Below are 25,787 nucleotides of genomic sequence, written 5' to 3' on the forward strand. Positions count from 1 at the left end.
GCCTCCCGCCATTGAAAGAAACTTCGACGCATGTCTGCCCCCAACGCCTTCTTTTCCGAGACGATTTTGCTGCTTGGTGGCGCCGTCGTCGCTGCGCCGATTTTCAAGAAGCTGGGGCTAGGCACCGTGCTCGGCTATCTCGCTGCCGGCGTGGTGATCGGCCCGGTTTTCCACGGCATCACCGATGGCGAGCAGATTCTCGGCGTGGCCGAACTCGGCGTCGTCTTCCTGCTGTTCATCATCGGCCTGGAGCTGAAGCCTTCGCGCCTCTGGCAGATGCGCCGCGACATTTTCGGCCTCGGCACGGCGCAGGTGCTGCTGACGGGACTGGCGCTGACGGCGCTCGCCTATGTCTCCGGCGTGCTGGAATGGCGCGGCAGTATCGTCGCCGGCTTCGGCCTGGCGCTCTCCTCCACCGCCTTCGCCATGCAGATCCTCGAGGGCACCGGGGAAGTGAATACCAAATACGGGCAGCGCTCGTTCTCGGTACTGCTGCTGCAGGATCTGGCGATCGTGCCGCTACTGGCGCTGATCACCGTGCTCGGTGGCGGCGGCAGCCAGGGCGGCGATCAGCCGTTCCTCGATTTCGGGATCGCGATCGGCGCGGTCGTGGCGATGATCGTCATGGGGCGCTATCTGCTGACCCCGCTGTTCCAGGTGATTGCGCGCACCGGCGCCCGCGAGGCGATGATTGCCGCCGCCCTCTTCGTCGTCATGGGTTCGGCGACGCTGATGCAGTTTGCCGGTCTCTCCATGGCGATGGGTGCGTTCCTGTCCGGCATCATGCTGGCGGAATCCTCCTACCGGCATGAGCTTGAGGCCGATATCGAGCCTTTCCGCGGCGTGCTTCTCGCTATCTTCTTCATCGCCGTCGGGCTCTCGCTGGAGCTCGAGGTGCTGGTCGACAATGCGCTGTTCATCGTTGCCGCCGTGCCTGTGATCATGGCAGTGAAGGCCGCGGTCATCTATGGGCTCTGCCGCGCTACGGGGTCGCCGCACAACGATGCGATCCGTATCGCCTTCCTGCTGCCGCAGGGCGGTGAGTTCGGCTTCGTGCTGTTCACCGCCGCGGCCACCGCGGGCCTGATGCCATCGAGCACGGCCTCGCTGCTGGTCGCCATCGTGACGCTGACGATGGCGCTGACGCCGATCGGCTCGGCGCTTTCGAGGCGCCTGTTGAAGGGCGACGAGCATGAGGAGCTGGACGAGGATTTCGTCGGCGCCGGTGCCGATGTGCTGATGGTCGGCTTCTCGCGTTTCGGCCAGATCGCGGCGCAGATCTTGCTTGCCGGCGGCCGCGACGTGACGGTCATCGACTTCTCCGCCGACCGCATCCGCCAGGCATCGTCCTTCGGCTTCCGCATCTATTTCGGCGACGGGACGCGCAAGGATGTGCTGCGCTCGGCGGGCATCGACAAGGCGAAGATCGTCGTCGTCTGTACGCAGAAGCGGGAGATCACCGACAAGGTGGTGGAGCTCGTGCAGGCCGATTATCCGCACGCAAAACTCTTCGTGCGCTCCTATGACCGCATCCACTCGATCGCGCTGCGCAATCAGAATGTCGACTACGAGCTGCGCGAAACGCTGGAATCCGGTCTGCTCTTCGGCCGCCGGACGCTGGAGGCTCTCGGTGTCGGCGAAGCGGAAGCCTATGAAATCGGCGAGGATATCCGCCGCCGCGACGAGGAGCGGCTGGTGCTGCAGGTCTCGGAAGGATTGCAGGCCGGGCGCGACATGCTGTTTTCGCATCCGGTGCGGCCGGAGCCGCTGGTCAAGCCGAAGCGCGCGATGGAGATGGACGAGGATCCCTTGGCCGGACCCGCTGACGTCACCGCTGACGCCTAAGCCTTGATGCGCGCCTCGAATTGCTGCTCGAGTGCGCGCTTCAGGTCGTCCTTGACGCCCGCGGACATGGCGAGCACTTCGCGGGCCTTGAGGAAATCCATGACGCCGGTGCGGCCGACCGTGGGGCGCAGGAAGATGTGCGGCGGCTGGATCTTCAGCTTCAGCGTGATCGCTGTCTGCATCATCAGTTGGCCCGAGCCGAAGATGCTTTCCATGCGGTTCGGGATATGGGTGCCGTCGCCTTCGGGGGCGCCGACGACATCGATGCCGATGACGATATCGGCGACATCCATCAGGCATTCATAGGGAACGGGGTTGCTGATGCCGCCGTCGATCATGACGCGGTCGTTCATGCGCACGGGCATGAAGACGGCGGGGATCGAGGAGGATGCGGCAAGTGCCGGGAAGAGCTGGCCGTGGTCGATGATGACTTCACTCTGGCCGTAATAATCGGTGGTGATCACCTGCATGGGCACGAGCAGGTCTTCGAAGCGATCCGGCAGGTCTGCGGGCAGGAAAGCCTTGAGGATGCGCTCCAGATTGAACTGGCCGATGCGGATGCCCTTTGCAACGGCATCGCGCACCGTCTGCGGGCGCAGGCCCCAGATGCGGCTGACGACGGCGGTCTTGTTGCCGACGGTCATCAACGCGTGTTCGCGGATCGCCTCGCCGGTCATCCCGGCCGCCATGCCGGCGCCCATGATGGCGCCGATCGACGAGCCCGAGATCGCCACAGGGCGAATGCCGAGCTCATCCAGCGTTTCGATGATGTGAATATGGGCGAGGCCGCGGGCACCGCCGCCGCCGAAGGCGACTGCGACGGTCGGCATGCCGCTGACGGGCGTCAGGCCATCCGTGGCAGGTATCACGCTATTCACAATACCTGCCTGCTGCACTGAACGCTCCCGGTTTTCCGCCCGGCCTAAAGCGGCTGGTAGCGGAAGAAATGGACCTTGGTGTCGCCAAAGATCCTGTCTTCCAGGAAGACATAGGAAGGATCGACCGAAACGGCAACATCGGAGCGTTCTTCGAGAACGGCGATGGCGCCCGGCACCAGCCAGCCGCCCTTGGCGGCCGCTTCCATGGCCTTTTCGCCCAGACCCTTGCCATAGGGCGGGTCGGCGAAGAGCATGTTGAAGGGCTCGAGATTGCCGACCGTGCCGAGGTCCGTGGCATCACGCCGCAGGATGCGCGTGCGGCCATGCAGACCGAGCGCATCGATATTTTCCCAGAGCAGGCCCCTGCCCTCGACGCTGTTTTCGACGAACAGCGCATGACGGCAGCCGCGCGAGACGGCTTCGAGACCGACGGCGCCGGTACCGGCAAAGAGATCGAGGATCCGGGTGCCATCGACGCATTCCGGATAGGCATGGCTCAGAATGTTGAACAGGCTCTCACGCGTCCGGTCGGCAGTCGGCCGGATGTCGTTGGATTTAGGTACGGCGAGCGACCGTCCGCGAAACTCACCGCCGACGATCCGCACCGCGCGTCATTCCTTTCCTTTTGGTCCACCACGCGACGGCCCGCCCGAAGGCTTGCCTCCGCCATCGGGCCGGTCGCCTCTCGGCTTGCCGGAGAAATTCTTGGCACCGCCCGGCTTTGCGCCGAAGCTCTTGCCACGCGGCCGGTCACCCTGCGGACGGTCGCCCTGCGGCTTGTCGCCGAACGGACGATCGCCGCGGGGACGCTCCGAGCGGGCTTCGCCGGAAGCGCTGCGGGCGGGACGCGGACGGTCACCGAAGGACCGGGGACGCTCGTCGCCCTCTTCGCGCGGACGGCGGTCGCCGCGCGGCTTACCGCCGAAAGGACGGTCGCCACGAGCGGGACGGTCACCGGCAGGACGCTCGCCGCGAGGCGGACGATCACCATAGGGTCTGTCGCTGCGGGCCGGACGGTCGCCGTAAGAGCGCGTACGCTCGCCATCTTCACGGGGCTTTCGGTCGCCACGCGGCTTGTCGCCGAACGGGCGATCGCCGCGAGCTGGACGGTCACCACGGGCAGGACGGTCACCGCGAGCGGGACGGTCACCGGCGGGGCGTTCACCGCGTTCGAAGCGCTCACCGCGGGCCGGGCGATCACCACGCGCCGGACGGTCGCCGAAACCACGATCGGGACGGTCGCCGAAGGAGCGCTTGCGGCCGAAGCCTTCGCGATCATCCTTGCCGCCAGCCGGGGTTTCGCTCGAGCGGATCCATTCGCCCTCTTCGTCGTGAGCGCGGTTGATCACCGTGCGCGGACGGTCGTTGTCGTAGCTCGATGCCTGCGGCTTGCCGGCATCGGGCCCCTCGCCACGGCGGCGGGCGGTCTTTTCGTTCTTGGCGGCCTTAGCAGCGGCCTTCTCGCCGAGCGGACGGGCGCCGGGCGCCATCCAGACATTGGCGTTGCGGCGGCTTCCAAGCGCCGGGCGCTTCGGACGGTCGTCATCCTTGCGTCCGCCTTCGCGGCCACCGTCACGGCGATCATCGCGGCGGTCGTCACGCTTGGTATCGAGGCGGCTCAGCGCGCGCTCGCGCTTGTCCTCGGGCTTCCAGGTGCGCTCGCGGCGTTCCGGCTTGGCGGGCGCCTCTTCCTCTTCTTCGGCAACAGCGGGGCTGTTGTTGTAGAGCGGCGCGTCGAAATTCGCCTTGGCGTCTTCGATCAGGCGCGGGCCGAGCTGATCGCGCAGCGTGCGGCCGCGCACTTCGATCACATGGCCTTCCGGCAGATCGCCGAGCTGGAACGGACCGTAGGAGATGCGGATCAGGCGGTTGACGTCGAGACCGAGCGCGCCGAGGACGTTCTTGATTTCGCGGTTCTTGCCCTCGCGCAGGCCCATGGTGATCCAGACGTTGGAACCCTGGGTGCGGTCGAGCGTCGCGTCGATCGAGCCATAGAGCACGCCATCGACGGCGATGCCTTCCTTGAGCTTGTCGAGCGCGTCCTGATCGATCTCGCCGTGGGCGCGCACGCGGTAGCGGCGCAGCCAGCCGGTCGTCGGCAGCTCGAGCGAACGGGCGAGACCGCCATCGTTCGTCAGCAGCAGCAGACCTTCGGTATTGATATCGAGGCGGCCGATCGACATGACGCGCGGAAGTTCTTCCGGCAGATTGTCGAATACGGTGGGGCGTCCTTCCGGATCGGAATTGGTGGTCACCAGGCCAGCCGGCTTGTGATAGAGCCAGAGGCGCGTGCGCTCGATGCCACGGATCGGGATGCCGTCGACCTCGATCTTGTCCGTCAGCGTGACGTTGACGACGGGCGTTTCGAGCAGCTTGCCGTTCAGCGTCACGCGGCCTTCCATGATCATGCGCTCGATATCGCGGCGCGAGGCAACGCCTGCGCGCGCCATGACCTTGGAAATGCGTTCGGCCTTGGCGTCGCCTTCGGTTGCCGCAGCCTCTGCCTTCGGCGCGGCACCGCGTGCCGGCTTGCCTTCGGTTTTCGGACGCGTATCGCGCGCTGCGGGCTTGCCACCCGGCCGTTTTGGCTTGTCTTTGAATGTCATTTGTTGTTTGCCTGCCTTTTGGGGCTTCTCTATCAGGTCGTGCCCCTGCGGTTAAGTGGGAATTTGCCGGATCGTGAAGACAAATCGGTTTATGGAGATGGCGCTCGAGGAAGCGCGCGCTGCCGGCGAGCGTGGCGAGGTGCCGATCGGCGCCGTCGTGGTGCTTGATGGCGCCGTCGTTGGCCGCTCCGGAAACCGCACCCGCGAACGCAACGACGTCACCGCCCATGCCGAGATTGCGGCGATCCGCATGGCCTGCGAGGAGCTTGGACAGGAGCGCCTGACGGGGGCCGATCTCTATGTTTCGCTGGAGCCCTGCACGATGTGCGCAGCGGCGATCTCCTTTGCCCGCATCCGGCGCCTCTATTACGGCGCCGAGGATCCGAAGGGCGGCGCAGTCGACAACGGCGTGCGCTTCTATGCGCAACCGACCTGCCATCATGCACCGGAGGTCTATTCGGGTTTGAACGAGACGGAGGCTGCGGATATCCTCAGGACGTTCTTTGCTGGAAAGCGGGAGACGCCATGAGCCTTGTCATTCTCGCCGTCATGATCGCGATCGGCGGCTTCGCCTATCTGCGCGTCGCGCCCGGTACGAGCGCCATTCCGATGCAATGGTCCTTGCGGGGAGAGGTCAACTGGTCGGCGCCGCGGGCGGCCGCTTTCGCCTTCGTGCCGGGTCTTTCTGTCGCCACCTGCGCGATCTTTGCGGCCAGCGGGATGATCGCGCTGTTCGCGATCACCGGCTCAGTTCTTCTGATCTGCCAGATCGTCCACATTCTGCTTGTGCGCCGCTGGGCAGCGGCGCGGCAGATGTAAGCATCCGCTTACTGCAGCAGGTTCCACCACTGCTTGCCGGTACCGGCGACAGCGGCATCCTTCTTGCGCTTCTTTTCCTTCTTGGCTTCCGGCTCACCAAGATCATCCAGCTTGGACGGGTCATCAGCCTGACGGTATTCGGTCGGCGGATCGGAGATGGAGCGGCGCTCGGTCACGGCGCCGCCGCCCTTCTGGGCGGCACGGGCTTCGCGGAATGCCTGGGCCTGTTCGGCTGCGGTTTTCCGTCCGCCTTCGATGCCGTTCTTGGCAAGCGGCGAAACATAGGTCGAGCTGTCGGAATTCTCGTCAGCTTCCTTGACGAGACGGGCGCGGGTTTCCTCAGGGGATTCCGGCCATTGCGGATTGTCCTTGGTGGCGACGGTCTGCTGCGGCTCGACCAAGGTTTCCTTGGAAGCCTGTGCGGGCATGACCAGCGTCGGGCGCGGCTGATACTTGACGCCCTTGTTCTTCGGCTCCTGGGGAGCGAGCGATACGGACTGGCCGATATCGTCACCAAGCTGCGCCATTGCGCTCGTGCCGGTGCCGTAAGTGGGGCTCGTGCAGCCGGTAGCCATCGAGCCTGCCGCCATAACAACCGTGAGGCAGGCGCCTACACGGAACCAACGCGTCGCTAACATGAAAACCCTTCCAGCCATGCCGGTGCAATCATCGCCCAACCGGACATCCGTCCCCCTGACGTAAAAATCCGGCCATTTTCAGGCAGCTTTTACCGGATGAACCGCCAAAGAGCAATTCACCCGGCAATTTTCTTCAGGCTTTACAGTCCAAGCTCGCGAAGCGCAGCGGCATCACGGGCGGAGACATCCGGATACTTCTCATCCGAGCCGACATCCTTGGTGATGCGCCAGGAACGGGCGCACTTGACGCCCTCTGCCAGCTTCGGCTCGACCGAAACGCCCGGAACTTCGGGCAGACGGAAGGCATCGGCAGAACCTTCGGCGCCATCGATCGCGATGTCGGAGGTGATGCAGATTTCCGAGAAATCCAGACCTTCGAGCGCAGCCTTCAGCTCCGCATCGGCGATGTGGACGGCCGGGGCAGCTTCGAGCGACGAACCGATGCGCTTGTCCTTGCGCTCGATTTCGAGGGCGCCGGTGACGACCGAGCGGATGGCGCGGACCTTCTTCCACTTCTCCGCCAGCGCCTCGTTCTTCCAGTCAGCCGGGATTGCCGGGAACTGCTCGAGGTGAACCGAGACGGCCGACGGATTGCGCGACAGCCAGGCCTCTTCCGTCGTGAACGGCAGCATCGGCGCCAGCCATGTCACCATGCAATCGAAGATCATGCGGATGACATAGAGTGCCGAACGGCGACGCAGGCTCGACGGCGCGTCGCAATAGAGCGCGTCCTTGCGGATGTCGAAGTAGAAGGCCGAGAGCTCGACATTCGAGAAGTCGATGAGCGCGCGGGCGATCTTCTTGAAATCGAAGGCATCGTAGTTTTCGCGGACGACCTGGTCGAGCTCGGCCAGGCGATGCAGCATCAGCTGTTCCAGCTCCGGCAGATCGGCAAGCGCGATCGTCTCGCCCTTGTCATGCGCCAGGGTGCCGAGCATCCAGCGGATGGTGTTGCGCAGCTTTCGGTAGGCATCGACATTGGTCTGGATGATGGTCTTGCCGACGCGCAGGTCGTCTGCATAGTCCGACGTCATGACCCAGAGGCGCAGGATATCGGCGCCGGCATCCTTCATGACTTCCTGCGGGGAGGTCACGTTGCCCTTCGACTTCGACATCTTCTCGCCCTTCTCGTCCATGGTGAAGCCATGGGTGAGAACGGCGTTGTAGGGCGCGCGGCCGCGGGTGGCCGCCGATTCCAGCAGCGAGGAATGGAACCAGCCGCGATGCTGGTCGGAGCCTTCGAGATAGAGATCGGCCGGCCACTTCAGGTCCGGGCGGTCTTCCAGCGTGAAGGTGTGGGTCGAGCCCGAGTCGAACCAGACGTCGAGGATGTCCATGACCTGCTTCCACTGGGCCGGATCATGCTCATTGCCGAGGAAACGCTCCTTGGCGCCTTCGGCGAACCAAGCATCGGCGCCTTCGGCATCGAAAGCATCGAGGATGCGCTGGTTGACGGCATCGTCCTTCAGCACTTCGCCCTGCTCGTCGACGAAGACGCAGATCGGAACGCCCCAGGCGCGCTGACGCGATAGGACCCAATCCGGGCGCTGCTCGATCATGGCGCGCAGGCGATTCTGGCCGGCGGCGGGAACGAAGCGGGTGTCGTCGATCGCCTTCAGGGCGCGGGTGCGCAGCGTCGTGCCGTCCTTCAGGTCCTTGTCCATATAGACGAACCACTGCGGCGTATTGCGGAAGATGACCGGCTTCTTGGAGCGCCAGGAATGCGGATACTGGTGCTTCAGGCGGCCGCGCGCAAACAGCGCGCTGCGCTCGATCAGCGCCTTGATGACGCGGTCGTTGGCATCGCCCTTCTTGCCGTTGTCGTCGATGACGCGTGCGCCTTCGAAGCCGGGCGCATCGGCGGTGTAGAAGCCGCCGTCATCGACCGGGAACGGGATCCGGGTATCGATGCCGCGGGCATCGAGCTCGCGGACCGACGAGGTCCAGACGTCAAAGTCCTCGCGGCCGTGGGACGGCGCGGTGTGGACGAAACCGGTACCGGCATCGTCGGTGACGTGGTCGCCATCGAGCAGCGGGACACCGAATTCGTAGCCGCCGCCCTGGCCCTTCAGCGGATGGGCGCAGGTGATGCCTGCGAGATCGGCAGCCGTCACATCCGAGAGGCGCTTGTACTGCAGCTTTGCCTTGGCGAAGGACTCCTCGGCGAGCTTGTCGGCAAAGACGAGCTTTTCGCCCGGCTGCGGTCCGAAATCGTTCTCGGCAGCGGTGACTTCGTAGAGGCCGTAGGAGACGCGCGCCGAATAGGCGATCGCCCGGTTGCCGGGGATCGTCCAGGGCGTGGTCGTCCAGATGACGACGAAGGCGTTATCGAGCGCAGCCGGACCCTTCACGACCGGGAACTTCACCCAGATCGTGTCGCTTTCGTAGTCGTGATACTCGACTTCGGCTTCCGCCAGCGCCGTGCGCTCGACGACCGACCACATGATCGGCTTGGAGCCGCGGTAGAGCTGGCCCGACTTGGCGATCTTCAGGAGCTCGCCGGCGATGCGGCTTTCCGCGTGGAAGTTCATCGTCAGGTAGGGGTTTTCGAAATCGCCGATGATGCCGAGGCGCTGGAACTCGCTGCCCTGGATGCCGATCCACTTTTCGGCATAGGCGCGGCATTCGCGGCGGAACTCGATCATTGCGGCCGGCTCGGTCAGGTCAGGCTTGGCCTTGCCCTTGGCGCGGTAGTTCTCTTCCTCGATCTTCCACTCGATCGGCAGGCCGTGGCAGTCCCAGCCCGGAACATAGTTGGAGTCGAAACCGCGCATCTGGAACGAGCGGGTGATGACGTCCTTGAGGATCTTGTTCAGCGCGTGGCCGATATGGATGTTGCCGTTGGCATAGGGCGGGCCGTCGTGGAGCACGAACTTCTCGCGGCCGGCGGCCGAAGCGCGCAGCTTCTTGTAGAGGTTCATCTGCTGCCACTTGGCAACGATTTCCGGCTCCTTCTGCGGCAGACCGGCGCGCATCGGGAAGTCGGTTTCGGGCAGATAGAGGGTCTTCGAGTAGTCGATCTTTTCGGCTGTGTCGGTCATGTCTGGCAATCGTTTCTGGCGGCCTCAAAGGGCGCAACGGATGTGGAATTGTTGGTGACGGAAGCGCTTGCTCGACAAGCGCCAAAAACCCGGACCTTCCGGCCGCTCAGCGCGCGCGGAAGGCCGGGCCGATAATTCGTATCGCAATCGCCAGCCGGAATTTACTCATCGGGCCGGTTCATAGGCGCTTTTGCGGGGAAAAGGAAGAGGCATTTCACGAACCCGCCCCGTAAGCACCGATCGGAAAGCGGTGGCATTTTCTCTCGACAGATCGTATAATCTGACCATCTGACTAGATGGAGTGCCCGATGGCGCGCAGACAGACATGGAGACTTGAGGAAGCCAAGGCTCGTTTCAGTGAAGTCGTGCGGCTGGCCCAAAGCGAGGGACCGCAGCGAGTGACGGTGCGCGGCCGCGAGAGTGTCGCCATCATCAGCGTCGAGGAGCTCGACAGGCTGACGAAACGTGCGCCTGCCCAGCCGTTTGTCGACTTCATGGAAAGCCTCGACCTCGACGGTCTGCCGCTTGATCGGGAGGATGATCGCGGCCGGGACATTCCGCTGTGAGGGGATGGCTTCTGGATACCAACGTCATCGCGGCGCTGATCAACCGGAACGGCGCACCCTCGGTGAAAAGCTGGGCTGCCCAGGCTGACGAACAGCGGATGTTCATCAGCGTCCTGAGCTTGGCGAAATACGACAAGGGCATCGAGAACCTTCCGCCCGATGACGAGAACCGCCACCGCTACATCGTTGCGCGTGACGCCCTGGAGGTTCGTTTCTCCGATCGTGTGCTTTCGATGAGCGACAGTGCCGTCCGCCGGTGGGGCGCTATCTCGGGGCGGGTTAAGCGACAGACAGGGCACGCTCCACCCGTGATCGATACAATGCTTGCCGCAAATGCGATCGAACACGAGCTTTATCTGGTAACGCGAAACATAAGAGATGTCGCGCTTTCGGGAGCGGCGGTCTTCGATCCCTGGAACGATGATCCGGAACGCTTTCCGTTAAGCCAAAAATGAAAAGGGCCGCTCGGAGCGGCCCTTTGCTTTATCAAGCTCTCATAACCGCCTTCGCAGGCGTCGCGACATTCACGACGACAGCGACCAGGATATTCGCCACCAGGGCCAGCAAGCCGATATAGATGGTGAAAGAGGTCTCTCCGAGCGTGATCGGCTGGAGTGGTTTCAGACCGTTGATCCAGACGAGGAAGGTGCCGCCAAAGAAGCCGACGAACCAGCCGGCGAGCAGGCCGGGTGCGCGGAACCAGTTGGTGTAGAGGCCGAAGACCAGCGCCGGGAGCGTCTGCAGGATCCAGATGCCGCCGAGGAGCTGCAGGTCGAGGGCGAACTGCGTCGGCAGGAAGAGGATGACGAGCAGAGCGCCGATCTTGACCACCAGCGAGGTGATCTTGGCGACCTTCGCCTCGCCCGCATCGCTGACCTCAGGATTGACGTAGGCCTTCCAGAAATTGCGGGTGAAGAGGTTGGCGGCGCCGATGCTCATGACGGCCGCAGGCACGAGCGCGCCGATGGCGATCGCCGCGAAGGCAAAGCCTGCGAACCAGCTGGAAAACAGCGTCTCGAACAGCGCCGGGACGACGTCATTCGGGCTTTCCAGCTGCAGGTTTGCGGCGTGGCCCATATAGCCGAGCAGCGCCAGCAGGCCGAGGAGCAACGTATAGGCCGGCAGCAGCACTGCGTTCTTGCGGATGGTATTGCCGCTGTTGGAGGCGAAGATGCCGGTCAGCGTGTGCGGATACATGAAGGCCGCGAGCGCCGAACCGAGCGCCAGCGTCGCATAGGCGACATACTGGTTGCCGCCGAGCAGGAGGTTGCCGGAGCCCTTGGCCTGGAAGGCAGCATCCGCCGAGGCGAAGACATTGGCATAGCCGCCGAGCTTCGAGGGGATGAGCGCTACGGCCGCGATCACCACGACATAGATCATGATGTCCTTGACGAAGGCGATGAGCGCCGGGGCGCGCAGACCCGCCGAGTAAGTGTAGAGCGCCAGCACGATGAAGGCGATGGCGAGCGGCAGTTCGCCATGCAGGCCGAGCGCCTTCAAGACCGCGGTCATGCCGACGAGCTGCAGGGCGATATAGGGCATGGTGGCGATGACCCCGGTTGCGGCGACTGCGAGCTCGAGACCGCGCGAGCCATACTGGCCGTGAACGACGTCACCCGCCGTCACATAGCCGAAGTCCTTGGCACGCTTCCAGAGAACCGGCATCACCATGAAGACGAAGGGGTAGACGACGATCGTATAAGGCAGCGCGAAGAAGCCGTAGGCACCGACCGTGTAGACGAGTGCCGGAACGGCGATGACCGTGTAGGCGGTGTAGAAATCGCCGCCCACCAGGAACCAGGTGATCCAGGTGCCGAAGGAGCGGCCGCCGAGACCCCATTCGTCGATATGGGCAAGGGTTTCCGGCTTGCGCCAGCGGGCTGCGACAAAGCCCATGACGGTGACGAGGATGAAGAAGAAGATGAAGACGCTGAGCGCCGTACCGTTGATCTCAGTCGTCATTGCGCATGCTCCGATAGGCGATCCAGGTCAGGAAAGCGGTGATCGGCACCCATGCGAGCTGGTACCAGTAGAAGAACGGAAAGCCGAAGAGCGACGGCTCACGGAAATTGTAGAAGGGCACCCAGAGGAGCCCGATATAGGGAATGACGAGCAGCCAGCAGGCCGCTGTTCCAAACCTTTTATCCATGTTGAGATTGCCTTTCATTGCTGTGGGGGCGCAGCGAATCCGCGTCATATGACAGTTCAGACATATACCCCTCAGGCATCGGGACAAGCGTATTTGCCATGAAACCGCCATTTTTGGCGGAGGGCGGCGACAAGCAAAAATTATCGTGGCAATGTCGAAATGCCGACGGCTCGCACGTCCTTGGAGTGCAGCACGGGTTTTGCCGCGCTGGCATTCCATTCGATCCACAGGGAGTGAAGTGGATATGAGCAGTTCCTATCGTTGGGTCATCGTCGCCGCCGGCGCCCTGATGACATGCGTTGCGCTCGGCGCAATGTTTTCTCTCGCCATCTTTCAGACGCCGATCGCCACCGATACCGGCTGGTCGCATACCGGCATTGCCAGCGCCATGACGCTGAACTTCATCGTCATGGGTATCGGCGGCTTCATGTGGGGTGCTTTGAGCGACCGCTTCGGGCCCCGCCCCGTCGTGCTGATCGGGGCGCTGCTTCTCGGGTTGGCGCTGGTTCTCGCCAGCCGGGCGGGATCGCTGATGCAGTTTCAATTGACCTACGGCGTCCTCGTCGGGATTTCGGCGAGCGCCTTCTTCGCGCCGATGATCGCGTCGACGACCGAGTGGTTCGAGGAGAACCGCGGGCTGGCGGTATCACTGGTTTCGGCGGGCATGGGCGTTGCGCCGATGACGATCTCGCCGCTCGCCCGGGCGCTGATCTCGGCATACGACTGGCGCACGGCGATGCTGATCATCGGCATCGGCGCCTGGGTCCTGCTGATCCCGGCCGCTTTGCTCGTACGCCGCGCGCCCTCTCCGGCGAGTGACACAGGCATGGTGGAAGCAGCAGGCGGCGAGCGCCCGGCGCTCGGCAAGATCTTCCGCTCACCGCAGTTCCTGGTGCTCGGCGGCACGTTCTTTGCCTGTTGCGCGGCCCATTCCGGGCCGATCTTCCATATGGTGAGCTACGCGACGATCTGCGGCGTGGCGCCGATGGCGGCGGTCAGCATCTACAGCGTCGAGGGGCTTGCGGGTCTCGGCGGTCGCCTGCTCTACGGCGGCCTGGCGGACAAGTTCGGCGTCAAGCCGGTGCTGGTTGCCGGGCTTCTGGTGCAGGCGGCGGCGCTGGCAACCTATCTGGCGGTCAGCGAACTCGGACAGTTCTACGCGCTCGCGGTGATCTTCGGCAGCGCCTATGGCGGGGTCATGCCGCTCTATGCGGTGCTGGCGCGCGAATATTTCGGACCGAGGGTGATCGGCACGGTGTTCGGGGCCGCGACGATGCTGTCGAGCATCGGCATGGCCTTCGGGCCGCTGATCGGCGGCTGGATCTTCGATACCTACCAGAACTACTCGTGGCTGTTCATCGGCTCGGCGCTGGTGGGGCTCGGTGCGGCGGCTATCGCGCTCGCGTTTCCGCCGTTGCCGCGGGGTAAGCAGGCGGCGACGTTGGGGACTGCCTAAAGCCGACGCAGAGGGCTTGGCCCCCTCATCCGCCCTGCGGGCACCTTCTCCCCGCTGGGGAGAAGGGAAGAAGTGGGGCGTCACGGTCTCCTCTCTTCTCCCCGGCGGGGAGAAGATGCCGGCAGGCAGATGAGGGGGCTACACGGTAAAACGTCAGCCGAAGCAGATCAGCCGGTCGAGTTCGCCGAGTGGCTGGATGCCTGAGAGCAGTGCCCTCGCCTCTTCCTCGTCGCGCTTGATCTGGGCGACGAGCGGGTCGAGGCCGTCGAATTTCAGTTCCGGCCGGAGGTATCCGAAGAAGGAGACCGAACAGATTTGGCCGTAGAGATCGCCGCTAAAATCGAAGACGTAGGTTTCCAAGAGCGGCGCACCGTTTTCGGTCACGGTCGGGCGGCGGCCGTAGCTGGCGACCGCATCGTGGAGCGTGCCGTTCTGCAGGCGAAAGCGGACCGCATAGATTCCGGAGGCGAGTTCGGCCTCGGGCGGCAGCTGCATGTTGGCTGTCGGGAAGCCGAGCTGGCGGCCGAGCTTTTCGCCGCCGATGATTCCCGCCTCCACCGTATAGTGATAGCCGAGCAGGGCAGCAGCCTCGCTGACATCGCCATCCTTCAGCAGCGCGCGGATGCGGCTGGAGGAGACGACATCGGCATTCTCATCACGGAAGGCATCGATCAGGGTGACGCCGAAGCCGTATTTCTGGCCGGCATCCATCAGGAAGGCCGGTCCGCCTTCGCGGCCCTTGCCGAAATGGAAATCGACGCCGGTGACGACCTCGGAAGCGCCGAGCCAATCCTTGAGAATGCCGTGGATGAAATCGTCAGGCGAGCGCTGCGAGAATTCGCGGTCGAAGGGATATTCGATGACGGCGCCGAAGCCGAGGGCTTCGAGGATACGGGCCTTGAGAGGTGCCGGCGTGATGCGGAAAACCGGGCTATCCGGCCGGAAGACTGTGCGCGGATGCGGCTCGAAGGTGAGTACCAGCGCCGGGACGCCGCGTGCCCTGGCGATCTCCAGCGCCCGCGTCAGGACCGACTGGTGGCCGCGATGGACGCCGTCGAAATTGCCGATGGCAATGACGCCGCCTCTCAGATGGGATGGCAGCGGTTCGCGGGTTTCATTGCGGTGAAAGACGGTCATCGGCAGGGCTTCTTCTTATGCGAGGCGTGGCATCCACCACTTCGGCGCGGCCTTCTCACGCTCCAGATAGGCGTGCAGGATGGCTTCATCCGTTTCGCCGTTCAGCGTGTATTCCTTCGCGTGGATACCGCCGCTGATATAGAGAAGGTCGAGCCCGTAATCGAGGGCGCCGCGCACATCCGTCGGCATTCCGTCGCCGATTGCGAGAATACGGCTCTTCGGGAAATCGCCGCGCAGTTCCTTGGCGGTCTCGAGCACGGCGTCATAGATCGGCGTGTGCGGCTTGCCGGCGATGCGGGTCGCGCCGCCGAGCTGGTTGTAGTAGGCAGCCATGGCGCCGGCGCAGGGGATCATCTTGTGACCGCGCTCGACGACCAGATCAGGATTGGCGCAGATCATCGGCACGTCGCGCGACTGAAACTCCTTGAGCATCTCCGTATAGTCTTCCGGCACTTCCTTCTCGTCATCGAAGAAGCCGGTGCAGACGACGGACTCTGCTTCCTTGGCATCGACGCGCTCGACGCCGAGGCCCTCGATGATGGCGATGTCGCGCTCGGGGCCGAGCAGGAAGACCTTCTTCGGGCCTTCGGCGATCAGGCCGCGGGTGACGTCACCGGAGGTGATGATGCGATCGTAGGCGCCGTCCTGGATGCCGATGTGGCGCAGCTGATCGACGACCAGCGGGGCGATGCGCGGGGAATTGGTGATGAGGACGACCGTCAACCCCTCGCCGCGAGCGGCTTCCAGTGCAGCGGCGGCCTTCGGAAAGGGATCGACGCCATTGTGGAGCACGCCCCAGACATCGCAGAACACCGCGTCATACTGGCTGGTGATTTCCGCAAAACTTCCGATGCGCTTGGCCATTCCGATATCCCGTTTGCTTTTCAGTCAGGCGTGACATTGCAAAGGCCCGGCGGGATGGCAAGGTTTTTTCGGCCTCACGGCGCAAAAACAGGAGCGCGCCGCTAGAGAAGCAGCTCGACGCCGCGCACGGCGAGACCGGCCACGGCGGCAAAGCCGAGGATGCTGACCATGCCGAGCTTGAAGCGGAAGAGCATGACGCAGGCGGCAACGAAAATCAGTGCTGCGGCGATGTTCAGCGTGCTCCAGACCGGCCAGGCGAGGCTGACGAGCGGAAGGCCGGTGGCGCGCGACAACAGCGCGATATTGCCGACATCGGCAAAGAGCACGTGAAGACCGAACCAGAGCGCCAGATTGAGGATGACGCCGACGACGGCAGCGGTAATCGCCGAGAGCGCTGCCGACAAGATTTTGTTCTGCCGGAGCTTCTCGACGAAGGGCGCCCCGGCGAAGATCCAGACGAAGCTCGGCACGAAGGTGGCCCATGCCGCGAGGCTGGCGCCGATCACGCCGCCGAACAGCGGGTCGATGCCGAGCGCATTGCGGAACCCGGCCATGAAGCCGACGAAACAGAGGACGAGGACCAGCGGCCCCGGCGTCGTTTCGGCAAGGGCAAGGCCATCCAGCATTTCGCCGGGACGCAGCCAGGCATAGTGCTCGACCGCTATCTGCGCGACATAGGAGAGAACGGCATAGGCGCCGCCGAAGGTGACGACGGCCATCTTCGAGAAGAAAACGAAGACGGCGGCAAAGACGTTGGTCTCGCCGCTCAGCGCCTCGGCGATGAGATCGGACGGCGCGTGCAGCTCGCGGACGATCAGCAGCGGGAACTGCCAGACGAGAACCCAGAAAGCGAGAATGAGGAACGGCTTGGCGATATGGCGGCTGGTCGGCCCCGACAGCATTCCCGCGGCGGGCGCCGAAGCCGCGACAGGCGTCACGCCCTCAACCTTTCGCCTGCGACGCTCGACGACGAAGCCGGCGATGCCTGCGGCGAGGACCACGAGCGGGAACGGCAGATTGAGCAGGAAGAGCGCCACGAAAGAGGCGGCCGCGACATAATAATGAAAGCGCGATTTCAGCGCCCGGGCGGCAACCCGCATCAGCGCCTCGATGACAACAGCGAGAACGGCAGCCTTGAGGCCGAAGAACAGCGCCAGCAGCCATTCGGCATTCTGGAAATAGGCGTAAAGGCCGGAGAGGACGAGGATGACGAGGAAGCCCGGCATGATGAAGAGCAGGCCGGCGGCGATGCCGCCGCGCACGCCATGCATCAGCCAGCCGATATAGGTGGCGAGCTGCTGGGCCTCCGGGCCTGGCAGCAGCATGCAGTAATTCAGGGCGTGCAGGAAACGGTCTTCGGAGATCCAGCGCTTCTCCTCGACAACCGTCTTGTGCATCAGGGCGATCTGGCCGGCGGGGCCGCCGAAGCTCAGGCAGCCGATGCGGGCCCAGACAGCAAATGCCTCGGAAAAGGCTGGCCGCGGCATGGGTTCGGCAACCACGTCAGACAAATCCCCTACCCTCTCTGAAATTCCGGCCCTCTCCACAAATTCGTCGCAAAAATCCGCGAAGGCTTTCCTTGACTCTTTCTGGAGCCATCCCTAAATGCACGGCGTCTAGCACTCCTCACTGGAGAGTGCTAACACTCATCCATGTGGGCCGTCCCGGTCCGCGAATGTCATTTGATCGAGGGATTAGACAATGGCAAGCACCAATTTCCGCCCCCTTCACGACCGCGTCGTTGTTCGCCGCGTTGAGTCCGAAGAAAAGACCAAGGGTGGCATCATCATCCCGGACACCGCTAAGGAAAAGCCGCAGGAAGGCGAAATCGTCGCTGTCGGTTCCGGCGCTCGTGACGAGTCCGGCAAGGTCGTCGCTCTCGACGTCAAGGCTGGCGACCGCGTTCTGTTCGGCAAGTGGTCGGGCACCGAAGTCAAGATCAACGGCGAAGACCTTCTCATCATGAAGGAAGCCGACATCATGGGCATCATCGGCTAATCAGCCGGTCATCCCGTTCCGCTTATCGCTGACACCCCTTTTCAGGAGTTATCAAAATGGCAGCTAAAGAAGTAAAGTTCGGCCGCTCTGCGCGCGAAAAGATGCTGCGCGGCGTCGACATCCTCGCTGACGCAGTGCAGGTCACGCTCGGTCCGAAGGGCCGTAACGTCGTTATCGACAAGTCCTTCGGCGCTCCGCGCATCACCAAGGACGGCGTATCGGTCGCCAAGGAAATCGAACTCGAAGACAAGTTCGAAAACATGGGCGCCCAGATGGTCCGCGAAGTTGCTTCGAAGACCAACGACATCGCCGGCGACGGCACGACGACTGCAACGGTTCTGGCCCGCGCTATCGTTCGCGAAGGCGCCAAGGCTGTTGCAGCCGGCATGAACCCGATGGACCTGAAGCGCGGTATCGACCTCGCTGTTGCCGAAGTCGTCAAGGATCTCCAGGCCAAGGCCAAGAAGATCAACACTTCGGAAGAAGTTGCCCAGGTCGGCACGATCTCCGCAAACGGCGAAAAGCAGATCGGTCTCGATATTGCTGAAGCCATGCAGAAGGTCGGCAACGAAGGTGTTATCACCGTCGAAGAAGCCAAGACCGCTGAAACCGAACTCGAAGTCGTCGAAGGCATGCAGTTCGACCGCGGCTACCTGAGCCCGTACTTCGTCACCAACCCGGAAAAGATGGTTGCTGACCTCGAAGACGCCTTCATTCTCCTCCACGAGAAGAAGCTCTCGAACCTGCAGTCGATGCTCCCGGTTCTCGAAGCTGTCGTTCAGACCGGCAAGCCGCTCCTCATCATCGCTGAAGACGTCGAAGGCGAAGCTCTTGCTACGCTCGTCGTCAACAAGCTGCGCGGCGGCCTCAAGATCGCTGCTGTCAAGGCTCCTGGCTTCGGCGACCGCCGCAAGGCCATGCTGGAAGACATCGCCATCCTGACGGGCGGCACTGTCATCTCCGAAGACCTCGGCATCAAGCTCGAATCCGTTACGCTCGACATGCTCGGCCGTACCAAGAAGGTTTCGATCTCGAAGGAAAACACCACGATCGTCGACGGCGCTGGCGCCAAGTCCGACATCGAAGGCCGTGTTGCCCAGATCAAGGCTCAGATCGAAGAAACCTCTTCCGACTACGACCGCGAAAAGCTGCAGGAACGTCTTGCCAAGCTCGCTGGCGGCGTTGCCGTTATCCGCGTTGGCGGTTCGACGGAAGTTGAAGTCAAGGAAAAGAAGGACCGCATCGACGACGCTCTGAACGCGACGCGCGCTGCTGTTCAGGAAGGCATCGTACCGGGCGGTGGTATCGCTCTGCTGCGCTCTTCCACGAAGATCAAGTCCAAGGGTGAGAACGACGACCAGGAAGCTGGCATCAACATCATCCGCCGCGCTCTGCAGGCTCTGGTTCGCCAGATCGCAGAAAACGCTGGTGACGAAGCTTCGATCGTTGTCGGCAAGGTTCTCGACAAGGATCAGGACAACTACGGCTACAACGCCCAGACGTCCGAATATGGCGACATGATCGCCATGGGCATCGTCGACCCGGTCAAGGTCGTCCGTACGGCTCTGCAGAACGCAGCTTCGGTTGCTTCGCTGCTGATCACCACGGAAGCCATGATCGCCGAGCTGCCGAAGAAGGACGCTCCGGCTGGCATGCCTGGCGGCATGGGCGGCATGGGCGGTATGGACATGATGTAAGACCTTCGGGTCTAACATCTGGGCCAACCGGTTCAGTTACGGAAGGGCGGTCTTCGGGCCGCCCTTTTTGTTTGCGGAGAACCGATTCGGCCTTACCAATTTTCGAGGCCACAGGAATCGAACTGGTAAAACGTTTAAGCGTCTATTTTGTGCGAAAATCGGACGCCGAAGCTTTCGCGAGACTTACCAAGCGGCGTTTTTTGTCATCAGGTGAAATACTCTCAGTGAAATTGGTTTCACCGCTGCAATGTGAAATTTTTGCGAAGCGTAACCGTTTACATCTCACAAAACGGGCAACTTTTTACTTTGATTTCTTCTACCTTTTATAGAAGCATGCAATATATCGCATCCTTCGCGTTGCGGATTACCCCCGAAAAAGCATTTGCCGCCTTTCAAAAACTGCCTATAAATCCGCGCTGCAAATTGCAGTGCATGACGATATTTTTCCGCCCGCCAGCGGAAGACCGTATTTTGCAAATGACGCCGGCTGCAGAGCATTCCGCGCCAGAATTTTGAAAAGAGCATGAGAAGGGTTCCGCATCGGCGGCGCCGTATTTTGCTCACGCCCGGACATGATGACCGGTGTCGCATGAAGATGTTTTCGTCACACCGCACGAGCGCTGCATAGAACTGCGCACGACACGGGGAACCCCATTTGTTCAAGATCGCCAAAGCCAATGTTGCAGCCCCTCTTACGCCTGGCTCCTTTGATCTGACCCATCACAACCAGGAAATGCTCGCGCAGTTTTCCGTCTCTGAAGCGTGGAACGGCGATTTCTCCAGCGGCGTCATCCAGCTTGGCGAATGGAGCTCGATGCTCCATGGTCTCGCCGGCCGGGAATGCGGGCTGCTCAGCCTGATGCGCTGTTACGACGTGAAGGATCGCGCCCATATCCTGGCGCTCTTCGAGCAGGCCGCGACGCTCTCCTCGTCCTTCTGCTTCTCCACGACCATCGTCATGCCGAACGGCTTCCGCCAGCCGCTGTTCTGCATGGGCGAGTCTGCCGGACTGGAAGAGAAGTATAGCGGCAGCATGGTCGGCGTCTTCATCTTCCCGCGCTTCAAGCTCGACAGCGCGAACCAGATGGCGAGCCGCCAGTAATCGTCACTGCGCAGGCACAGAATTGAAAAAAGGCCGGTCCTGCGACCGGCCTTTGCTGTTTGGCTTACACCGGCTTGACCGGGATGTTCAGCCCCTTGGCGCTTGCCGGGCGGGCGATGCAGCGCTCCAGCCAGGCCATCACGGCCGGGAACTTCGCGTATTCCAGCACCTCGCGGCCGCCATAGAAGATGTCGGCGCCACGGATCCACGGGAAGGTGGTGATGTCGGCGATGGTGTATTCGTCGCCCATGATCCACTGGCGGCCCTGCAGGCGGCTCTCCAGCACGCTCAGCAGGCGCTTGGCCTCATCGCGGTAGCGCTCCATCGGATAGCTGTTGTTGGCGACCTTATCGGCTGCCGCCTTGTAGAAATGGCCGAACTGCCCAAACATCGGGCCGATGCCGGCCATCTGGAAGAAGACCCACTGGATGGTCTCGTAGCGGCCGGCGGCATCGGCAGGGATCAGCTTGCCGGTCTTCTCCGCGAGATAGAGCAGGATGGCGCCGGATTCGAAGAGGCCGATGGGCTTGCCGTCCGGACCATTGGGATCGATGATCGAGGGTATGCGGCCGTTCGGATTGAGCGAGACGAATTCCGCGGATTTCTGGTCGTTCTGAGCGAAGCCGACATAATGCGGCTCATAGGGCAGACCGAGCTCTTCCAGCGCAATCGAGATCTTCACGCCATTCGGCGTCTGCAGCGAATAGAGCTGGATGACATCCGGGTTCTTTGCCGGCCAGCGCTCGGTGATCGGGAAGCTTGAAAGGTCTGCCATTGAAATCTCCGTGGGGGTTGGTGGCCGACCATAAGAGAGCGACCGCCGGGAAGACAAGCCGCCTTCAAGAGGCGATCGTTTCAAAATACTGAACGAACCGTCCCCGTTCGTTTATCTTTCCAGCTGCGACAAAATGCGCGACAAGTGTGGCCAACGAGATCAGCGGATCTCACAGTCATTCAAACGGAGATTACGTCCATGTCGAATACCTCTAGCCTTCTTCTCGTGCTTGCCCGCATCCTGCTGTCGTTCATGTTCATTCTCGCCGGCTTCGGCAAGATCACCGACCCGGCTGGCACTGCCGGCATGATCGCTGGCGCTGGCCTTCCGGCCGCAACCGCTCTGACCTATCTCGCAGGCCTCTTCGAACTGCTGACCGGCCTTGCCGTTCTCGTCGGCTTCCAGGTTCGCATCGTCGGCTGGCTGCTCGCTGCCTTCTGTGTGTTCACCGCCGTCGTCTTCCACCTGCCCTATGCAAGCGGTGCTGAACTCGTGAACATCCTGAACCAGATCATGGTCATGAAGAACTTCACGCTGGCTGGTGCCTACATCCTGCTCGCAACGGTCGGTGCCGGTGCCTACTCGATCGACGCCCGCCGCGGTGTATCGGCTCTTACGGCCTAAGCCGAAGCCTCCCAAGCATAAAGAAACCCGCCGTCGCGAGACGGCGGGTTTTTTCGTTTCCGGTATCGGAAGAGGATCAGAGTGCGCCGCGGACGGCGGTAACGATCTTCGCCACGACGGGTTCTGCGGCATGGCTTTCCTTGCGGGCGCGCACCAGGCAAGCCTCCGAGCGCAGGATGACGCCGTCGTTCAGGACGCGCAGGTGGTTTGCCCGCAGCGTCGAGCCGGTGGAGGTGATATCGACGATGATATCCGCCGAGCCGGATGCAGGCGCGCCCTCGGTGGCGCCCAGGCTCTCGACGATGCGATAGAGTTGGATGCCGTGCTGGCTGGAGAAGAACTGCTGCGTCAGGCGCCAGTATTTGGTGGCGATGGTCAGGCGGCGGCCGTGGCGGGCGCGGAAGTCGGCGGCGACATCGCCGAGATCGGCCATCGTATCAACATCGAGCCAGATTTCCGGAACGGCGACGACGACATCGGCATGGCCGAAGCCGAGGCGGGCGCAGAATTCGACACGCTTGTCAGTCTCTGCGAGGCCCTCGCGCACCAGATCCTCGCCGGTGACGCCGAAATCGATCGAGCCGTTGCCGAGCTCGCGGGAGATTTCCGAAGCCGACAGGAAGGCGACCTCGACATCATCCCAGCCTTCCACGCGGCCGCGATAGGAGCGGTCGTTGCCGACGGCAGTGATCCTCATGCCGGCGCGCTCGAAGATCGCCGAGGCATCGTCCTTCATCCGGCCCTTGGACGGCAGTGCGATGGTAACGGTCATGCCGCTGCCCTTTCCGTTTCGATGCGGTCAAGCCAGAGCGAGAAGCCGACGGCCGGGATGCGTTCGCGGGCGCCGAGGAAGTTCAACAGCCTGTCGAAGCGGCCGCCACCGGCGAGAACCGCCGACGAGCCCTCGACGCTGACCTCGAAGACGAGGCCGGTATAGTAATCCAGCGGGCGACCGAAGGCGGCGCGGTAATCCATCGATGACAGATCGAGACCGGCATTCGAGAGCGCAGCCAGGCGGCTGTCGAAATGCGAGAGCGCGGTGCCGATCTTCAGCCCGGCGGCATCGGCAAAGCCTGCGAGCGCCGAGGATGCATCGGCCAACGGCACGTTCAGCGACAGGAATTCCTCGAGCACGCGGAAGGCGTCGTCATCGAGCCGGGTTTCGGAGAGCACCAGCTTCTCCTTGAGGCGGCGGGCGATATCGGCGGGCGAACGGCTGGCATTGGTGGAATAGCCGGTCGCTTCCATCGTCTGGTCGATATGGGCGATCAGCGCCTGGTCGTCGCCTGCTGCCACGAGCCTGGCGATCTCATCGTCGAGACCGGTGACGAATTGCGGGCTGACGAGGCTCGCAAGCAGCGCCTCGATCTGCGTCATGTTGCCGAAGGCGTGGATCAGCCGCTTCTGCCAGCCGAGCGGCAGGCCGAGCGCCTGGACGACGGCTTCGAAGACCGCCTGATCGCCGAGAACGGTCGAGAAGGTCTTGCCGGGGATCAGCCGCTGCAGGATGGCGACGGCATCGCCGATGGCACGCGCATCGGCGCTCGCCGTATCGGTCTCGCCGAGATCTTCAATCCCCGCCTGATAGAACTCGTTGCCGCCATCACGGCGCTGACGGAAGACTTCACCGAGATAGGAATAGCGCTTCGGCGTGCCGGTCGCGGTCTCGATGTGGCGCAGGCAGACAGGAATGGTGAATTCCGGGCGCAGGCAGAGGCTGGCGCCAGTCTCGCTCTCCGTCATGAAGATACGGCGGCGGAGGTCCTCGCCGGCGATATCGAGAAAGGGTTCGGCCGGCTGGATGACCGGCGTATCGATGCGCTCGGTCTTGCGGGTGGCGAACTCGGTGAGGAGGTCGGTGGCGAAGTTGGGTAGATTGATCAAAGTCCCCTCCCCAACCCCTCCCCACGAGGGGGAGTGACTAACCCGCGGCACTCGCCGAGCGAGGCCGGAAATCTCTCAGTTGCGGCATTGCGCGAGACAGCGCCGCGTGAAGCCCCTCCCCCTTGTGGGGAGGGGTTGGGGAGGGGAAGGTCACGCATTCGACGCCCGCTTCCGGTCTTCCGCCTGCGCCGCCAGGATTTCCTTCACCTTGGCGACGAGGTCGGCTTCCGGCACGGTTTCCTGCGCGACGCGCGCTTCGCGCCAGCTGGCATTGTCCTCGATCTCGCCGGAGAGGCGCTTGCCCTCGATGAGGTCCTTGATCTGCACGACGCCCTGCGCCCGCTCGTCACCACCCTGGATGATGGCGACGGGGCAGCCGCGGCGGTCGGCATATTTCAGCTGGTTGCCGAACTTTTTCCAGTTGCCCTGGAACATCTCGGCGCGGATGCCGGCGGCGCGCAGCTCCTGCGTCAGGCGCTGGTAGCGGCCCATCGCCTCGACATCGCCATCCATGACGGTGACGAGAACGGGCTCGATGACTTCGCTCTGGCCGAGCTTGCCGAGGTTCTTCAGCGCCGTCATCAGGCGCGAGACGCCGATCGAGAAGCCGGTCGCGGGAACAGGCTGACCCATGAAACGGGAGACGAGACCATCGTAACGCCCACCGCCGCCGACCGAACCGAAGACGACCTTTTCGCCCTTCTCGTTGGTGACGTCGAAGAGGAGCTCGGCTTCGTAGACCGGGCCGGTGTAATATTCGAGGCCGCGGACGACCGAGGGGTCGATCTTGATGCGGGTGCTGTCATAGCCGGCGCTGGTGACGAGGCTGCCGATGAAATTCAGTTCCTCGACGCCTTCGCCGCCCTTGGACGTGCCGGCCACCAGCTCGGCGAGCTTATCAGCGCTTTCGGCATAGTCCTTGATGCCGACGAAGAAGAGGACCTTGTCGATCTGGCTCTGGTCGAGACCTGCACCCTTGGTGAAGTCGCCGGACTCATCCTTGCGGCCGGGGCCGAGCAGCAGGGCGACGCCCTCGGGGCCGAACTTGTCGAGCTTGTCGATGGCGCGCAGCACGTTGAGGCGCTGGGCGGCCTTGTCGTCACCGCCGAGGCCGATCGCTTCGAGAACGCCGTCGAGAACCTTGCGGTTATTGACGCGGATGACGTAATCGCCGCGCTTGATGCCGAGGGCTTCGAGCGTATCGGCCATCATCATGCACATTTCGGCATCGGCCTGGACGCCGGGCGCGCCGACCGTATCGGCATCGAACTGCATGAACTGGCGGAAGCGGCCGGGGCCTGGCTTCTCGTTGCGGAACACGTAGCCGGCGCGATAGGTGCGGTACGGCAGCTGGATATCGTTGAAATTCTCGGCGACATGACGGGCGAGCGGCGCCGTCAGGTCGTAGCGCAGGCTCATCCACTGCTCGTCATCATCCTGAAGCGAGAAGACGCCCTCGTTCGGACGGTCGGCATCCGGCAGGAACTTGCCGAGCGCATCCGTATATTCGAAGAGCGGCGTTTCGACAGGATCGAAACCATAATGCTCATAGACCTCGCGGATCTTCGCGGTCATTTCGTTGACGGCGCGGATATCGGCAGCCGAGCGATCAACGAAGCCACGCGGCAGGCGGGCCTTGAGCTTTTGCGGTTTCTTCTGCTTGTCGTTCATAGGGTTACTGGCCAGATTTTCCAAACTGCTGAATGAA

Annotated in this window: 24 protein-coding genes and 1 pseudogene; 10 read left to right on the plus strand and 15 right to left on the minus strand. The window is 63.0% G+C overall.

Going from position 1 to position 25,787, the window contains the following annotated elements:
• Window positions 1-30: 30 nt before the first annotated feature.
• Window positions 31-1,845 (plus strand): monovalent cation:proton antiporter-2 (CPA2) family protein, encoded by a 1,815-nt coding sequence (locus tag F2982_RS05500; RefSeq protein ID WP_203429501.1) that lies wholly within the window; start codon window positions 31-33, stop codon window positions 1,843-1,845.
• Here the strand turns inward: F2982_RS05500 and F2982_RS05505 are convergent.
• From F2982_RS05505 to F2982_RS05515, 3 genes and pseudogenes are all read right to left on the minus strand, one after another.
• Window positions 1,842-2,741 (minus strand): patatin-like phospholipase family protein, encoded by a 900-nt coding sequence (locus tag F2982_RS05505; RefSeq protein ID WP_203429502.1) that lies wholly within the window; start codon window positions 2,739-2,741, stop codon window positions 1,842-1,844. The genes F2982_RS05500 and F2982_RS05505 overlap by 4 nt on opposite strands.
• A gap of 26 nt (window positions 2,742-2,767) precedes the next feature.
• On the minus strand, window positions 2,768-3,328 hold the full coding sequence (gene rsmD / locus F2982_RS05510; protein WP_130278959.1) for a 16S rRNA (guanine(966)-N(2))-methyltransferase RsmD: 561 nt from the start codon (window positions 3,326-3,328) through the stop codon (window positions 2,768-2,770).
• Window positions 3,309-5,329 (minus strand): annotated as a pseudogene (locus F2982_RS05515) (pseudouridine synthase). Before F2982_RS05515 ends, rsmD begins: the two are co-directional and overlap by 20 nt.
• 91 nt (window positions 5,330-5,420) lie before the next feature.
• Between F2982_RS05515 and F2982_RS05520 the strand changes: the two are divergent.
• Both F2982_RS05520 and F2982_RS05525 read left to right on the plus strand, forming a co-directional pair.
• Window positions 5,421-5,858, plus strand: coding sequence for a nucleoside deaminase (locus F2982_RS05520; protein ID WP_112713015.1), 438 nt, complete (start codon window positions 5,421-5,423; stop codon window positions 5,856-5,858).
• Window positions 5,855-6,148, plus strand: coding sequence for a hypothetical protein (locus tag F2982_RS05525; protein ID WP_203429503.1), 294 nt, complete (start codon window positions 5,855-5,857; stop codon window positions 6,146-6,148). Before F2982_RS05520 ends, F2982_RS05525 begins: the two co-directional genes overlap by 4 nt.
• Before the next feature lie 8 nt (window positions 6,149-6,156).
• Here the strand turns inward: F2982_RS05525 and F2982_RS05530 are convergent, their stop codons facing one another.
• Together F2982_RS05530 and ileS are read right to left on the minus strand one after the other, a co-directional pair.
• Window positions 6,157-6,786, minus strand: coding sequence for a hypothetical protein (locus F2982_RS05530; RefSeq protein ID WP_199626260.1), 630 nt, complete (start codon window positions 6,784-6,786; stop codon window positions 6,157-6,159).
• Window positions 6,787-6,926: 140 nt separating this feature from the next.
• The gene (gene ileS, locus F2982_RS05535; RefSeq protein ID WP_203429504.1) at window positions 6,927-9,827 is read right to left on the minus strand and encodes an isoleucine--tRNA ligase; all 2,901 of its coding nucleotides are present in this window, start codon (window positions 9,825-9,827) and stop codon (window positions 6,927-6,929) included.
• 308 nt (window positions 9,828-10,135) lie between these two features.
• On the opposite strand from ileS, the gene F2982_RS05540 reads away from it, so the two are divergent.
• Both F2982_RS05540 and F2982_RS05545 read left to right on the plus strand, forming a co-directional pair.
• Window positions 10,136-10,393: a type II toxin-antitoxin system Phd/YefM family antitoxin gene (locus F2982_RS05540; RefSeq protein ID WP_130278963.1), complete on the plus strand. Its 258-nt coding sequence runs from the start codon at window positions 10,136-10,138 to the stop codon at window positions 10,391-10,393.
• Window positions 10,390-10,848 (plus strand): type II toxin-antitoxin system VapC family toxin, encoded by a 459-nt coding sequence (locus F2982_RS05545; protein ID WP_203429505.1) that lies wholly within the window; start codon window positions 10,390-10,392, stop codon window positions 10,846-10,848. Before F2982_RS05540 ends, F2982_RS05545 begins: the two co-directional genes overlap by 4 nt.
• A 31-nt stretch (window positions 10,849-10,879) precedes the next feature.
• Here F2982_RS05545 and F2982_RS05550 read toward each other — a convergent pair whose 3' ends face one another.
• Together F2982_RS05550 and F2982_RS05555 are read right to left on the minus strand one after the other, a co-directional pair.
• The gene (locus tag F2982_RS05550; RefSeq protein WP_203429506.1) at window positions 10,880-12,355 is read right to left on the minus strand and encodes a sodium:solute symporter family protein; all 1,476 of its coding nucleotides are present in this window, start codon (window positions 12,353-12,355) and stop codon (window positions 10,880-10,882) included.
• A complete protein-coding gene (locus F2982_RS05555; RefSeq protein WP_203429507.1) occupies window positions 12,345-12,542 on the minus strand; it encodes a DUF3311 domain-containing protein in 198 nt (65 codons plus the stop codon). The genes F2982_RS05550 and F2982_RS05555 overlap by 11 nt, the downstream gene beginning before the upstream one ends.
• A 244-nt stretch (window positions 12,543-12,786) precedes the next feature.
• Between F2982_RS05555 and F2982_RS05560 the strand changes: the two genes are divergently transcribed.
• Window positions 12,787-13,998 carry an MFS transporter gene (locus F2982_RS05560; protein WP_203429508.1) on the plus strand — a complete coding sequence of 404 codons (1,212 nt, stop codon included), beginning with the start codon at window positions 12,787-12,789 and terminating at the stop codon, window positions 13,996-13,998.
• Window positions 13,999-14,151: 153 nt separating this feature from the next.
• Here F2982_RS05560 and F2982_RS05565 read toward each other — a convergent pair whose 3' ends face one another.
• The 3 genes from F2982_RS05565 to chrA all read right to left on the minus strand — a co-directional run bounded on the left by F2982_RS05565 (window position 14,152) and on the right by chrA (window position 17,486).
• Window positions 14,152-15,135, minus strand: a complete 984-nt coding sequence (locus F2982_RS05565) for a bifunctional riboflavin kinase/FAD synthetase (RefSeq protein ID WP_203429509.1) — start codon at window positions 15,133-15,135, stop codon at window positions 14,152-14,154.
• Window positions 15,136-15,150: 15 nt separating this feature from the next.
• On the minus strand, window positions 15,151-15,999 hold the full coding sequence (locus tag F2982_RS05570; RefSeq protein ID WP_112713035.1) for a TIGR01459 family HAD-type hydrolase: 849 nt from the start codon (window positions 15,997-15,999) through the stop codon (window positions 15,151-15,153).
• 101 nt (window positions 16,000-16,100) lie between these two features.
• Window positions 16,101-17,486 carry a chromate efflux transporter gene (chrA, locus tag F2982_RS05575; RefSeq protein WP_203430016.1) on the minus strand — a complete coding sequence of 462 codons (1,386 nt, stop codon included), beginning with the start codon at window positions 17,484-17,486 and terminating at the stop codon, window positions 16,101-16,103.
• 214 nt (window positions 17,487-17,700) lie between these two features.
• Between chrA and groES the strand changes: the two genes are divergently transcribed.
• Both groES and groL read left to right on the plus strand, forming a co-directional pair.
• Window positions 17,701-17,997: a co-chaperone GroES gene (gene groES, locus F2982_RS05580; RefSeq protein ID WP_004675403.1), complete on the plus strand. Its 297-nt coding sequence runs from the start codon at window positions 17,701-17,703 to the stop codon at window positions 17,995-17,997.
• A 56-nt stretch (window positions 17,998-18,053) separates the two neighbouring features.
• The gene (groL, locus tag F2982_RS05585) at window positions 18,054-19,694 is read left to right on the plus strand and encodes a chaperonin GroEL (RefSeq protein ID WP_025555501.1); all 1,641 of its coding nucleotides are present in this window, start codon (window positions 18,054-18,056) and stop codon (window positions 19,692-19,694) included.
• 282 nt (window positions 19,695-19,976) lie between these two features.
• Here groL and F2982_RS05590 read toward each other — a convergent pair whose 3' ends face one another.
• Entirely contained in the window at window positions 19,977-20,219 is a 243-nt protein-coding gene (locus F2982_RS05590; protein ID WP_203429510.1) for a hypothetical protein, read from the minus strand.
• A 130-nt stretch (window positions 20,220-20,349) separates the two neighbouring features.
• On the opposite strand from F2982_RS05590, the gene F2982_RS05595 reads away from it, so the two are divergent.
• A complete protein-coding gene (locus F2982_RS05595) occupies window positions 20,350-20,796 on the plus strand; it encodes a hypothetical protein (protein ID WP_112713039.1) in 447 nt (148 codons plus the stop codon).
• A gap of 64 nt (window positions 20,797-20,860) precedes the next feature.
• On the opposite strand, the gene F2982_RS05600 is transcribed toward F2982_RS05595, so the two are convergent.
• Window positions 20,861-21,571: a glutathione binding-like protein gene (locus tag F2982_RS05600; RefSeq protein WP_112713041.1), complete on the minus strand. Its 711-nt coding sequence runs from the start codon at window positions 21,569-21,571 to the stop codon at window positions 20,861-20,863.
• A gap of 198 nt (window positions 21,572-21,769) precedes the next feature.
• Here F2982_RS05600 and F2982_RS05605 point away from each other — a divergent pair, with 198 nt between their 5' ends.
• A complete protein-coding gene (locus F2982_RS05605; RefSeq protein WP_130278972.1) occupies window positions 21,770-22,195 on the plus strand; it encodes a DoxX family protein in 426 nt (141 codons plus the stop codon).
• Window positions 22,196-22,271: 76 nt separating this feature from the next.
• Here the strand turns inward: F2982_RS05605 and hisG are convergent, their stop codons facing one another.
• The 3 genes from hisG to hisS all read right to left on the minus strand — a co-directional run bounded on the left by hisG (window position 22,272) and on the right by hisS (window position 25,750).
• Entirely contained in the window at window positions 22,272-22,967 is a 696-nt protein-coding gene (hisG, locus tag F2982_RS05610) for an ATP phosphoribosyltransferase (protein WP_203429511.1), read from the minus strand.
• Window positions 22,964-24,079 (minus strand): ATP phosphoribosyltransferase regulatory subunit, encoded by a 1,116-nt coding sequence (locus tag F2982_RS05615; RefSeq protein ID WP_199626253.1) that lies wholly within the window; start codon window positions 24,077-24,079, stop codon window positions 22,964-22,966. The genes hisG and F2982_RS05615 overlap by 4 nt, the downstream gene beginning before the upstream one ends.
• Window positions 24,080-24,229: 150 nt before the next feature.
• Entirely contained in the window at window positions 24,230-25,750 is a 1,521-nt protein-coding gene (hisS, locus tag F2982_RS05620) for a histidine--tRNA ligase (protein WP_203429512.1), read from the minus strand.
• Window positions 25,751-25,787: the final 37 nt, after the last annotated feature.

The organism is Rhizobium sp. BG4 (assembly GCF_016864575.1).
GTDB lineage: Bacteria > Pseudomonadota > Alphaproteobacteria > Rhizobiales > Rhizobiaceae > Rhizobium.

Bases quoted from the DNA above. Each gene is read 5' to 3' on its own strand.
- F2982_RS05500 (WP_203429501.1), top strand. From the start codon at position 31: ATGTCTGCCCCCAACGCCTTCTTTTCCGAGACGATTTTGCTGCTTGGT.
- F2982_RS05520 (WP_112713015.1), top strand. From the start codon at position 5,421: ATGGAGATGGCGCTCGAGGAAGCGCGCGCTGCCGGCGAGCGTGGCGAG.
- F2982_RS05525 (WP_203429503.1), top strand. From the start codon at position 5,855: ATGAGCCTTGTCATTCTCGCCGTCATGATCGCGATCGGCGGCTTCGCC.
- F2982_RS05530 (WP_199626260.1), bottom strand. From the start codon at position 6,786: ATGTTAGCGACGCGTTGGTTCCGTGTAGGCGCCTGCCTCACGGTTGTT.
- ileS (WP_203429504.1), bottom strand. From the start codon at position 9,827: ATGACCGACACAGCCGAAAAGATCGACTACTCGAAGACCCTCTATCTG.
- F2982_RS05540 (WP_130278963.1), top strand. From the start codon at position 10,136: ATGGCGCGCAGACAGACATGGAGACTTGAGGAAGCCAAGGCTCGTTTC.
- F2982_RS05550 (WP_203429506.1), bottom strand. From the start codon at position 12,355: ATGACGACTGAGATCAACGGTACGGCGCTCAGCGTCTTCATCTTCTTC.
- F2982_RS05555 (WP_203429507.1), bottom strand. From the start codon at position 12,542: ATGGATAAAAGGTTTGGAACAGCGGCCTGCTGGCTGCTCGTCATTCCC.
- F2982_RS05560 (WP_203429508.1), top strand. From the start codon at position 12,787: ATGAGCAGTTCCTATCGTTGGGTCATCGTCGCCGCCGGCGCCCTGATG.
- F2982_RS05565 (WP_203429509.1), bottom strand. From the start codon at position 15,135: ATGACCGTCTTTCACCGCAATGAAACCCGCGAACCGCTGCCATCCCAT.
- F2982_RS05570 (WP_112713035.1), bottom strand. From the start codon at position 15,999: ATGGCCAAGCGCATCGGAAGTTTTGCGGAAATCACCAGCCAGTATGAC.
- chrA (WP_203430016.1), bottom strand. From the start codon at position 17,486: ATGCCGCGGCCAGCCTTTTCCGAGGCATTTGCTGTCTGGGCCCGCATC.
- groES (WP_004675403.1), top strand. From the start codon at position 17,701: ATGGCAAGCACCAATTTCCGCCCCCTTCACGACCGCGTCGTTGTTCGC.
- groL (WP_025555501.1), top strand. From the start codon at position 18,054: ATGGCAGCTAAAGAAGTAAAGTTCGGCCGCTCTGCGCGCGAAAAGATG.
- F2982_RS05590 (WP_203429510.1), bottom strand. From the start codon at position 20,219: ATGCTCTTTTCAAAATTCTGGCGCGGAATGCTCTGCAGCCGGCGTCAT.
- F2982_RS05600 (WP_112713041.1), bottom strand. From the start codon at position 21,571: ATGGCAGACCTTTCAAGCTTCCCGATCACCGAGCGCTGGCCGGCAAAG.
- F2982_RS05605 (WP_130278972.1), top strand. From the start codon at position 21,770: ATGTCGAATACCTCTAGCCTTCTTCTCGTGCTTGCCCGCATCCTGCTG.
- hisG (WP_203429511.1), bottom strand. From the start codon at position 22,967: ATGACCGTTACCATCGCACTGCCGTCCAAGGGCCGGATGAAGGACGAT.
- hisS (WP_203429512.1), bottom strand. From the start codon at position 25,750: ATGAACGACAAGCAGAAGAAACCGCAAAAGCTCAAGGCCCGCCTGCCG.